The 13,533-nt window shown below is 37.4% G+C and carries 2 protein-coding genes; one reads left to right on the forward strand and one right to left on the reverse strand.

Going from position 1 to position 13,533, the window contains the following annotated elements; translation table 11 throughout:
• The coding region (locus tag QZ659_RS01340; RefSeq protein ID WP_291720736.1) for a BspA family leucine-rich repeat surface protein at window positions 1-8,278 on the reverse strand (8,278 nt) is incomplete at its 3' end.
• Window positions 8,279-8,879: 601 nt separating this feature from the next.
• Here QZ659_RS01340 and QZ659_RS01345 point away from each other — a divergent pair.
• A partial coding sequence (locus tag QZ659_RS01345; protein WP_291720738.1) for a BspA family leucine-rich repeat surface protein occupies window positions 8,880-13,533 on the forward strand: 4,654 nt, incomplete at its 3' end.

A 13,533-nucleotide genomic window follows, 5' to 3' on the forward strand; every position in this document is an offset into this window, starting at 1 on the left:
CTGGTTTGTTGGTAATGGTAGCTGTTGTTTCACCACTTGACCACGCATAAGTTACTGGAAGAGCTTCACCTACCAAACTTACCGTTGCAGACCCTACATCTGAGGAACAACTACTTGGGTTGAATGCCATATCCAGAGAAATAGGACAGTTTATAAATTGTACTTGAGGAGTGACTGCATTTGCATCATAAATGGATGCACTTGCAAAAAGCGCAGATGAGTTGGCATTAGTTTGTGTATAAAAAACACTACCATTTTTATAATAGTTTATGGTGCTACCACTACGTATAATACTAAACAAATCGCCTGATTTATAAGAGCCAAAATCACCTTTAAAAACACCTTGTTGATAAACTATTAATTCTCCAAGCTTGTTAAGGTAAATAGCATAACCAATATCAGAAAAACCTGCATTAGTATTAGTGTATGATAATCCCACCATATAAGAAGCATCACGCTTAGAAGCTGTAAAGGTAATTCCTCCATCTCCTACAATACGCTCTACAGAACTTGCATCACCTGTCCAACCTGTAGAAGCATTTTTTACTAGATTACCAGATCCATTATTAGTTTGATTAACCAAATCCGTCCAATTCAAATCATATCCTACAGTATAACTAGCCTCATAAGCAAGCCCACTACCTACATCTGTAATAGTAACATCATAATCTCCTGCTGTTAAACCCGAAATGTCCTGTGTCGTTGCACCTGTATTCCATAAATACGTATAGCTACCACTCCCTTGAGTTACAGTAAGGTCAATAGCACCTAGCGAGCTTCCTGTCGCACAACTGACAGGAGTAATACCAGCAGAGGTTATGACATTACAATTAGTAAGTTGTATTTTTGGTATAGTAGCATTTGCCGTGAACATTGTAGCACTAACAAATAAAGAAGAACTTGTAGCACTATTATTTGTATAAAAAGCATTGCCATTTTTTGAATAAGTAATATTGCTACCATCATGAATAATTGTAAAAAGGTCTCCTGCTTGATAGGTGTCAAATTCTCCTATATACGTACCCAATTCATACACTTGTACTGTCCCTGTTGAAGCTAGATAAATTGCATAGTCTATATCACTAAATGAAGGGAAAAGATTGGTGTCATCTACAGAAAGCCCCACCATATAAGAAGAAGTAGTCTCAGAAGCTGTAAAAGCAATACCACCTGCACCAGGAATTATTTCTATTGAGTTAGCATCACTATCCCATGCCGAAGTAGATACTTTTTCAAGTGTGCCATCTGCATTGAGCGTTAGATTTTCTAAGTTTGTCCAACTTAAATCATAGCCTACATAATAACGTGCTGTATAATCTGTGCCTCCATCAGTAATGGTAACTTCATATCTGCCTGCTGACAAGCCAGAAATATCTTGGGTCGTAGCTGTAAATCCTCCTACACCTGTCCAAGCATACGTAGGACTTCCACTACCTCCTGTTACCGTCAAGTCAATTGCTCCTGTTGAGCCACTTGAACAACTCACACTTGTAATGGCAGAAGTGAAGGTAAAAGGAGCAGAACACACCTTACTATCTCCTGTTATAGTCCAGCCATTAGCGATGAGTGTATTTCTAGCTGCTTCTCCTGCACAGTATTCTAAGCCGTCTGCTCCTAGTTCTACACCTGTATTTACGGTTTGAGTCGCCCAGCCTACGAGGGTTGCCTCATAATTGGATTGATTTAAATTAGAACCTCCAAACATTCCATCTGCACCATTATTATTTCCAGCACTTAAATTAGATATATCCCAATTAGCTAGGCTTTGATTAAATGACGAAGAACTATAAGAAGGAGTATAGAACATAAATGCCATATTTGTAACGTTTTGAGTATTCCAATTGCTAATATCTTGATTGAAAGAACTTGCTTCACGAAACATGTTAACCATATTTGTAACGTTTTGAGTATTCCAATTGCTAATATCTTGATTAAATGAAGTTGCTAAATTAAACATATCACTCATATCTGTAACTGAAGATGTATTCCAGCTGCCAATATCTTGATTAAATGAATATGCTCCACTTATTACTCCACTAAACATACCACTCATGTTTATAACTGAAGATGTGTTCCAGCTTCCAATATTTCCATTAAAAGAGCTTGCTTCATAAAACATCCATCTCATATTTGTAATTGTAGAAGTATTCCAACTGCCAATATTTCCATTAAAAGAAGTCGCACCATAAAACATAAAGCTCATATCTGTTACTGAGTTAAGGTTAGGATTATCTGTCGCATTATATGTAAGATTAGAACAACCAGAAAAAGCACCAGCCATACTTTTCCAAGCAATATCCCCCCACTCTTCAATAGTTTGAAGTTTCAATCTGTCTCCAGATGACACAGAAAAATGAGGAAAATCTCCAGTAATAGCTATCTCATACGTACTACCATTTTCTAAGCCTGTGATGGTGTAGTTTCCAGTTTGCCCAGTAATAGAACCTTCATTTACACCAGCATTAGTTAGGTTTGTCCAAGTGACGTTGTAATTATATGTACCACTTGAAGCATTAGTAGGAATTGTGATTGTTCCGTCTGTAGTTACCCATGTAGTACGGAAAGGATTTTCTATGCCTGTTCCTTGAACAATAAAATCATAAGCTCCTTCATCACAATCATCACTATTAATAGTAATCGTAGCTGTTCTTGTCCCACTAGCAGAAGGTGTGAAAGTAACATCAAAAGTAGTAAAGCTATTGCCTGCAATTATTGTATTATTAGTAAAATTACTTACTGCAAAATCACTTGTGTTTACTCCTGTTATATCAATAGAAGAAATGGTAAGATCTGATGTACCTGTATTTTGAGTTGTATAGGTAACCATTTGCCCTACTCCAATAGTTGAACTTCCAAAGTCGGTGTTATCTGCTGTACTTGGAGAAACATCTCCATTAGATATATCTTGGCTATTGCCTTGTAGATTTATCTCTTTTGTGTCTGAAACAGTAATTGTTTGTGTTGTAGTCGTTGAGTTACTACATTCATCTGTAACTGTCCAAGTGATTAGAGTTGCTCCAATAGGCAACTGAGAAGGAGCGTCATTAGTAATATTTACAGAACCACAATCTGTTGCTGTTGGAGTTCCAGTAATGGATGGATTAAAAGTGGCATAACACTCTCCGACATCAGTAGATACGGTAATATCTGTTGGGATATTTGTAAATACTGGTGTTGTGTTATCTACAATAGTGATTAACTGTTCACCTGTAGATTGGTTGCCTGCATCATCTGTAACTGTCCAAGCTCTGGTAACCAAACCACAAGATGTTGGTAATCCTGAATCTGTGTATGTAACAGTAACTCCTCCACAATTATCACTTCCTGTAGCCATTCCTAGACATGCTGGTGCAATACAGTCTCCACAGTTTATGGTAACATTAGGAGGAAGGGAAATTGTTGGGTCAGTTGTATCTTCAATGATTACATTTTGGTCTGCTGTTACAACATTGCCATTACCATCATCAAATCTCCAAGTAACAACTGTTGTTCCTTGTGCTGTGATAGGAAATGTTTGTGTTGTTGTTCCTGTAATTGTTCCTACACAAACATCAAAAGCTGTTGGTGCTGTTAACGAATTTACAGAACATTCTGCTGTAATGTCAGATAATGTTGGAGGTGTAGGAGGGTTCTTCAGTACTGTAATTGTAGCTCCACAAGAACTTGTATTTCCATTATCATCAGTTACTGAAAATGTAACATTGTTCGCTCCAATGTTAGCACAATTTAGACTAACTGATGACGAACCATTAATTGCCATATTGAGCGTTCCGTTACAGTTATCACTGCTTCCATTATCTAATTGAGATGCAAAAACAGTTGTATTTCCTGTTGCATCTAAGGTAACTGTAATACTCTGACAAGAAGCTGTAGGAGCTACATTATCAGTAATGACTATATTTTGGTCTGCTGTACTTGTATTTCCATTACCATCATCAAACGTCCAAGTGATAGTTTGAGAACTTGTAATAGGTAAAGTAGCTGTTGTTGTTCCTGTAATTGTTCCTGCACAAGCATCGTTTGTAGTAGGTGGAGTAAGTGAAGTAACACTACAAGCTGCTGTAATATCTGCTAAAGTAGGAACTACTGGCGCAGTTGCATCAGTTGTAATAGTAATATCTTGTGAGAAGGTACTGCTATTTCCACTCAAATCTGTAAACGTCCAAGTTACCGTGGTTGTTCCCAACGTAGTCAGAGGAAATGTAACATCTGGAACTCCAACAAATGGACTGCCACCACATCTATCAAAATTAGAATTTTCAGCATATAGTGTAGGTGATGTGTAACTACACTCTGCTGTTACTGTGGAAGGATAAACACGAACAACAGGTCTTATTCCATCAAGTGCTGCTCCTTGTACAACAAATGTATAAGGACTCTCATCAGTATCATTACTAGCGACAGACACAGTTGCTGTTTCTGTTCCATCTTGTGTAGGACTATAAGTAACCATAAAGTCTTCACTGCCTCCTGCTGGAATAGTTAGACTACTTGGCTGTGCTGTGATAGCAAAGTTTGTAGAGCCACTTATTGTTACATTTCCACTTAATATAAGGTCTTGTCCTCCTTCATTTCTGATAGTAAAAATCTTAGATACAGGCGCACAACCAGCAACAGGAAGGTTTCCATCTAATAAATCTGTATTATCTGTATCACTTGGAGTGGTATCTCCATCTACAATTTCTACACTATTTCCAAAGATGGCTATTTCTGGTGCAGGACACACCTTACTATCTCCTGTTATGGTCCATCCATTAGCGATGAGTGTATTTCTAGCTGCTTCTCCAGCACAGTACTCTAAGCCATCTGCGCCTAGTTGTACCCCTGTATTTACAGTTTGTGCTGCCCAGCCTATTAATGTTGCGTCGTAGTTAGCTGTATTTAGATTTGAGTTGATAAACATACCTTGCATAGTTATAACATTACTGATATTCCAACTTCCAACATTTTGATTAAAAGAACTTGCACTAGCAAACATACGATTCATATTTGTAACTGCTGTTGTATTCCAGTTGCCAATATCTTGGTTGAAAGAAGTACTATTGACAAACATCCAACTCATATCTGTTACATCAGACGTATTCCAGTTGCCAATACTTCCATTAAAATTAGCACAATCAAAAAACATATAACTCATATTAGTGACACCACTCAAATCTGGAACATCTGTAGCATTATAAGTTAGGTTAGTGCATCCATGAAAAGCACTTGCCATACTACTCCAAGCAATATCACCCCATTCCTCTATGGTTCTTAGTTTAGTCTTCTCACTTCCATTATTCATATAAAAATGAGGGAAATCTCCAGTAATAGCTATCTCGTAGGTACTTCCATTTTCTAAGCCTGTGATGGTGTAGTTTCCAGTTTGCCCAGTAATAGAGCCTTCGTTTACTCCAGCGTTTGTGAGGTTTGTCCAAGTAATGTCGTAGTTGTATGTACCACTTGAAGCATTGGTAGGGATAGTAATTGTTCCATCTGTAGTAATCCAAGTAGTACGGAAAGGGGCAGGACACACCTTACTATCCCCACTTATCGTCCAGCCATTGGCGATAAGTGTATTTCTTGCTGCTTCTCCTGCACAGTATTCTAAGCCTTGGGCTCCTAGCCGTACGCCTGTATTTACAGTTTGAGATGCCCAGCCTATAAGAGTTGCGTCGTAGTTGGGTTGGTCTAAATTAGAGTTGTCTAGCATTTGGTATGCTCCTAAAGTTCCTGCTTGTAAATTAGATATATTCCAGTTTCCAATGTCTTGGTTGAAGGCAGCAGCACTTTGAAACATATAACCCATATCTGTAACAGCTGCTGTGTTCCAGTTTCCAATGTCTTGGTTGAAGGCAGCAGCACTTTGAAACATATAACCCATATCTGTAACAGCTGCTGTGTTCCAGTTTCCAATGTCTTGATTGAAGGAAGTGGCATTACCAAACATATAACCCATATTGGTAACAGTTGCCGTATTCCAGTTTCCAATGTCTTGATTGAAGGAAGTGGCATTACCAAACATATAACCCATATCTGTAACAGCTGCTGTGTTCCAGTTTCTAATGTCTTGATTGAAGGAAGTGGCATTACCAAACATATAACCCATATCCGTAACATTACTAGTATTCCAGTTTCCAATGTCTTGATTGAAGGAAGTGGCATTACTAAACATATAACCCATATCTGTAACAGTTGTCGTATTCCAGTTTCCAATGTCTTGATTGAAGGAAGTGGCATTACTAAACATATAACCCATATCTGTAACAGTTGTCGTATTCCAGTTTCCAATGTTTTGGTTGAAGGCAGCAGCACTTTGAAACATTTGTTGCATATTTGTAACAGCTGTTGTATTCCAATTTCCAATATCTTGATTGAAATAACTAGCATTATAGAACATACTACTCATATTTGTAACGGCTGTTGTATTCCAATTTCCAATATCTTGATTGAAGGCTTTTGCATTAGTGAACATAACAGACATGTTTGTAACGGCTGTTGTGTTCCAGTTTCCAATATTTTGATTGAAGGCAGTTGCATCAACAAACGTAGCATTCATATTCCTAACAGCTGTTGTGTTCCAGTTTCCAATATCTTGATTGAAGGCTTGTACTTTAAAAAATACCCCAGACATATCTGTAACAGCACTAGTATTCCATCCTCCAATATCTTGATTGAACGCTAGAGCATTATAAAACATATAAGACATATGTGTAACAGCACTAGTATTCCATCCCCCAATATCTCCATTGAAACTAATACAGTCTCTAAACATCCATGTTACATTCATTATACTACTCAAATTTGGGTTATCAGTAGCCTTGTATATCAGATTTTCACAACCAGAGAAAGCAGATGCCATACTCTTCCAAGAAATACTCCCCCATTCCTCTATAGTTATAAGTTTAGAGCGTTCATTGGTATTGTTATTCATATAAAAATGAGGAAAATCTCCTGTAATGGCTATCTCGTATGTACTACCATTTTCTAAGCCAGTAATGGTATAGTTTCCTGTCCTGCCAGTAATAGAGCCTTCATTTACACCAGAGTTAGTGAGGTTTATCCAAGTAATATCATAGTTATACGTTCTACTTGCTGCATTAGTAGGAATAGTAATTGTACCATCATCCGTTATCCAAGTAGTACGAAAAGGGCGTTCTTCTGCTACAAAAGATGTAGTGAGTGGGCTGCCTGTTTTATAGTTTTGGTTGCCTGTGCAATCCTTATTGTATTCAAATACGGCTACGTGGTAGGTAGTGCCGTCGGTAAGTCCAGTAATGTTTACTTGGCTACCTTCTCCGTTATAGACTACAAAGCCACCATCTAGGGCTGTGCCGTTGCCAAAAACTGGGTCGGCTGTGTAGGTGGTGTTGTCTATGGCTGCATTTACATCTACTGCTGAACCAGCTTTCAAGACTACGATACGATTGTTTCCACTTCCACTTTTCATCCAGTAGATGTGGGCTGTGGTTGCTCCTCTCACTACTTGTATATTCGTAGCTTCTACGGTAGGCTCGCTGCTATTAGGGCTTTGATAGATTCCCTTTGGGCTTGCCCAGTCTGCACTTTCAAAGGCTGGAGTGAGGGTTGCGCCTACGCAGTTATTGAGGCTGCCTCCGTTGTAGATAGCATCTGCCGAAAAAGACGTTACGCCTGCGCCTATCGTGATGGGAACGTTCTTGTCGCTAGTGAGCGTTCCTGTGATGGTAAGGTCAGCATCTATCGTAATTCCATTCGTATTTTTGAAGTGGAAGTGCAGAGGATTTCCGATAGTTAGCCCTGCAAAGCCTGTGCTTTGGGCTGCCGAGCCATCAAACTCATAGCTTATTCCTGCTGTAAAAGTAGGCGAGGTGCTGGTAATAGAAGCTGCCACTCCCCCTACATTTGCTGTCTTGACAATGGCTTGGTTGCCAAAAACAAGCTGCCCTGCTCCTGCAATCGTTCCAGTAGCTTGAAAAAAGAGACGATTTCTTACAAAAAGGTCATCGCCTGTGCCGTCTGCTAAGGTAAGTGTTGCGCCGTTGTTGATTTGTAAGATTCCATCAACGGAAACTTGGTCTAGGGTTACATTGCTTGTAACTTGCGCCGTGTGAGGTCCTCCAATATAAATTACACCATCTGTCGAAGTAGGAGCATTAGTGGCTGTAGCCCAACTTGCGCCGTCGTAGCGTTCCCAGTTGGTAGCAGATGAAAAGGTAACTGCTCCAGTAGTGCGAAAATCACCAGTTGTTTGAGCAGAAGAAAGGTTGGGTAAGGAAAGTAAGACTACCCAAATGAGTAAGAATAGATGTTTTTGCATTATGCTATGTAAGATTTTAACCCTCAACGAGATGCAGAGCCGTGTTGAGTGTAATGACAAACCTTGTTGACGGCGAAGCCTCAACGACAGTTGTAAAGATAACAGCTTATATATGAGCTTTTTAATAACGAATGCAAAGGTATTTTAATTTTTTCTTTAAAACAAGAAAATCTTACAAAGATTAGTTCAATTACGAACTACGAATAATTTAATCGTGAATGTGTAGGTTTGGACATAATAGTAAGGAAAAGACGTGTTTTTTTCGTAACAATAAAGAGTAAAAATTAAATTGCATAATCCCTAACATTCAGACCGAAAATAATTTGGTATTGACCATTTTCCATAACTTTCTGTATTTTTTTACGTAACCAATAACAACGTACTACACAAGTCTTAATTTTAATTAATAAATGTGTATCTTTGTAATGCTACTACTACTAAAACGTTTAAATAATCTACTGAATTAGTTATCTTTATATACAAACTCTTGTTGAGATATTGACCGTTAACGAGGTTAAAAATAGTATCCTAAACGAGCGTTTCAAACCTCATTTATGGTTAGAAATTAATTCTCATTACTAACTACTACTTCTTTATCACTATGAGAAAAAAATACTTTGTTTGGTTTAGACATATATTACTTTCTTTTACTTTTTTATTTTTTGCTTTTGATGTTTTTGGGCAGCCAGATTTATATTCACTTTCTGGAGGAGATGCTACAAACCCTAATACTTGGTCGCTTGAAAATTGTTCTGCTACACAGTCAGTTGCAGGTCAAATACCTAATGCTGGCACACCAGTTACGACGATATGTGCAGGAGAGGATGTATTTATTCCTAGTGGAGCTACTTTTGAAGTAAATAACTTAGAAATATATGGAGGTTTGACCCTTCAAAATAATGCTAGGTTGATAGTAAATGGCACACTAAAAATTCACTCAACAGGGCTTCTTACCACTACGAATAATATGGGAGATAATTTCTTTTTTAATTTCCGAGGTAATATTACAAATAATGGTATTTTTAGGTTGAGAAAGTCTTCTCATTCTGTCTTTGAAACTAACCCTATTTCCATTACTAATAACAATGGAAATATGCAATTTTCTGAAAGTTTAGGAAGTGGTACTTGCAATATAAATTCTAATGTTACCATAAATAACGGAGGAGGAGGTGAAGTACAACTTTGGGGAGCAGGAGGAATCAATATAAGTACTAGTGTAACCCTTACTAATAATGCTACAACAAGTGCTTTAGCTCCCAATTATTTAATGGGAAATGGAAGTTTTATAAATAATGGAGTAGTGATTATGCGTTCTGATTTACGATCAGATGTTCAAGACTTTAATAATACAGTAAATTCTACATTTATCTATGATTATACATCTCCTGCTGGAAATGTAAGAGGTGGAGCAGGTGTTAATTATGGAAGTGTAATATTTACAGGTTCAACTACTGGAGATACTAAAGTGCTGAGTGGTGTTATCAATGTATTAGGTAATTTAACTATTAGTGGAGGTGAAACATTAAACTCAAACAACTATAACATAGATATTCAAGGAAATTGGATAAATAATGGAACTTTTACAGCAGGAACAGGAACAGTTACTTTTGATGGCACAACAGGTTCACAAATACTTTCTGGAAACAACTCATTTTATGACCTCATTATTGATAATCAATCTACTTCTAATGACTTTGTAGAGCTTACTACTAATGACATTACAATCAGCAACTCATTGATATTAAGTAATGGTAGGCTTAGATTGAATAATCATGATTTATTACATGAGCCTGTTACAAACCCTGTTGTATCAAGTGGTTGGGTAGAAACAAATAATACTGGACGTTTTATAAATAAAAATATTCCTAATCTTGCTCTTTTTCCTGTTGGAAGTAATACAGATTACCAGCCTGTAGAATTATCAACATCTGCATTCAATGCTAGTGTACGTTTCGGAATATCAAGTTTGGGTATGAGTGGAGTAGGTTCTTGGTTTATAGATAACAATGGAACAGATACTAATATAACATTCAAAAATCCACAGTCTATAGCAAGTATTGATGCATCTTCTAAGGTACATTTTTACAACGTAAGTAGTTGGGATGAAGTAGCAGGAACGTCTTATTCTACACCAAATTATACCGTTTTTTTTCCTTTTTCTGCTGGAACTACAGAATTTTCTGTCTTTACACCTCCTTCCAACCCTTTCATCACTACATGGAACTTAGCAACAGCAGGTTCAGGAACAGACCAACTTACTTTTGGAGTAGCAACCTCTGGAATAGTTAATTATACATGGCAACAACTTCCTTCAGGTGCTTCAGGTTCGGGAAGTTTCTCTGGTTCTACTTGTACAATAATAGGATTACCAACAGGAGCAACTATTCGTCTAAATATTGAGTCTACAAATTTTCAGCGAATAATTATAAACAATGGAATAGATAAGAACCGTCTCATTCAAATAGATCAATGGGGAGATATAGCTTGGACAAGCATGGAAGCAGCTTTTAAAGGTTGTACTAATTTAACCACTATTGGAGCAGGAGCTACGAACGTTCCTAATTTGGGTGGAGTTTCTACTATGTGGGAAATGTTTCAAGGGTGTACTAATTTTGTAGGCGATATAAATATGAATAGTTGGGATGTAAGTGGTGTACAAACTTTTGCTCGTGCTTTTCAAGACGCATCTATTTTTAACCAACCTCTTGATAACTGGGACGTAAGTAGTGGAACTACTTTTGGAAGAATGTTTGATGGTGCATCTAGCTTTAATCAAGACTTAACATGGAGCTTCAATACAAGTACTTTGGTAAACCTAAATATGCAAGGCATGTTTGAAGATGCTACTGCTTTCAATGGAGATGTAAGTGGTTGGAATACAGAGCGATTTCGAAACCTATTTTTCATGTTTACAAATTCTCCAAACTTTGATCAAGATTTAAGTAGTTGGAATGTTGAAAATGTCAATAACATGACTGAAATGTTGAGAGGTACAGATATGTCTCAAGCCAACTATGATGCTACCCTTATCAGCTGGGCTAGTCAGTCAGTACAACCTCTTACTCTTGGCGCAGGTGGACGTACCTACTGTAATGCCATAGCAGAACGTGCCATTCTTACTTCTGCTCCCAATAATTGGGTAATTAACGGCGATGCTGTAAATCCTGCTTGTCTTCCTTCACAACCCATCGGCAACCGAGGCATGTATTTTGATGGAGATGGGGGGCATATAGAAGTTACTTCTGGTTTTGTAATGGACTATTCACAAGGTACAGTTGAACTATGGGTAAAACCTCAGTATGACAATGCTGCAAATAGACAATTTTTAATAGGGCTTGTAGAGTTTTCCACTACAAAGTGGGCATACTATATGAATGCTGATAGAAGTGGCGTTACATTTTTTGATGGAACTACTCATCACCAGTTTTCTCATACTTTTGAAAAAAATAAATGGTATCATCTTGCTTTTGTAGATGATAATGCTGGTACGATAAGTCTTTATATCAATGGAAGTTCTACTCCAATTACAACTCCTGCTTTAAAAATTAATTCTGTTGCTAGTCCAGTTTTGTATATTGGTAGTAATGCAGCAGTAGATGCTTTACTTGGTCAAATAGATGAAGTTCGTATTTTTAATTCTGTTCGTAATGCAGGACAAATTCAAGCTGATATGGGAAGTCCTACACCAAATGGAGCAGTAGGCTACTGGGACTTTGAACAGGTAAGTGGAGATGCTATAGACGTTGTAGCATCAAATAATGGAACAATAAATGGTGCGTTGCGTGCAATACGTGTTACTGAAACAGATGATATACCTTCTTCCCCAACGGTAGGTTCTTTGCGTTGGGCTTTAGTTCAAGCAGATATAAATTCAAACAAAGACTATATAGATTTTAGTATTCCTGCTTTGGGTGTACAAACGATAGAAGTTAGAGGTACGAATATAAGTAACGATTGGTTAGATATAAATCATCCAGTATTTATTGATGGTTTTTCACAGTACGGTAGTTCGCCAAATACTCTCTCTAATATGACTGAAGGTTCTCCTGTAAGTGATGCTATACATACTATTCGTCTTATACCAGCATCAGCAACTTTTTCTAATGGCAACGGATTTGTAATTACAAATAGTAATATTTCTGGTAGTCATTTTAGAGGACTACAAATGGAAGGTTTTACAGCTTCTACTTTTTATATTGAAGTTGGAACACACAACAACATCAAATTTACGGGTAATCACTTCATAAATAGTGGAGTTTCCATAAACATAGATAATACTTCACATAATTCCTATACTATAGGAGGAACATCACCAGCAGAGCGGAATATCTTTGAGAGTAGCACAGGTGGTGGAGGTATTGCTATTATTTCTAAAGGAAATTCTCATACTATCATAAACAATGTCTTTGGATTACAACCCAATGGAACATCTAGTACAAATCAGTTATCTACTGCAATCAGTATACAAACTACAGGAGGTAACAACAACTTGATTGGAGGAACAGTTCCTAACCTAATTACCAATATTTCTAGTAATGCCATAAATATCAATGCAGGAACTGGAAATCAAATCTCAAAAAATAGCATTTACAATAATGGAAGTGGAATTGTATTGAGTGGTTCTCCAGTTGGAAATGCAAATAAGCAAGCTCCAGTTATTACTTCTGCATCTACTTCTTCTGTTTTAGGTACTTGTGTCTGTGCAGTAGGAGATACAATACAACTTTTTAGAGATAATATTACTCTACCACTATCCAACAAACAAGGACAAGAATATTTGGGAAGTTTCATTATAACCACAACTAATCAGTGGGAGATGACAACTTTTATTTCTGCTCCAGTTATAGATGACTACCTAACTACAACTCTTACCGATGGAAGTGGAAATACTTCTCCTTTTTCTTCTGCTCATAAAGTAATAGAAATAAATATAGGAGCAATTACGCCTACGTCATATTGTCCAAGTGAAATAATTAGTGTTCCTTTCACAGTAAATGGTACTTTTGATGTAACACAGACTTTTACTGTACAACTTTCAGATGCAAGTGGTTCGTTTGCAAGCCCAACAGTCATTGGAACAGGAGCAAGTCCTATAAGTGCCACTATTCCAAATGGTACACCAGCAGGAATAGGCTACCGAGTACGTGTGGTTTCTTCTGACCCAATTGTGACAAGTGATGAGTCTACTATTTTTACGATAAATCCTTTACCCACAGCTACTTTATCAGCCTCTCAAACCACAATTTGTGATGGAG

This window comes from Bernardetia sp. (assembly GCF_020630935.1).
Classification (GTDB): Bacteria; Bacteroidota; Bacteroidia; order Cytophagales; family Bernardetiaceae; genus Bernardetia.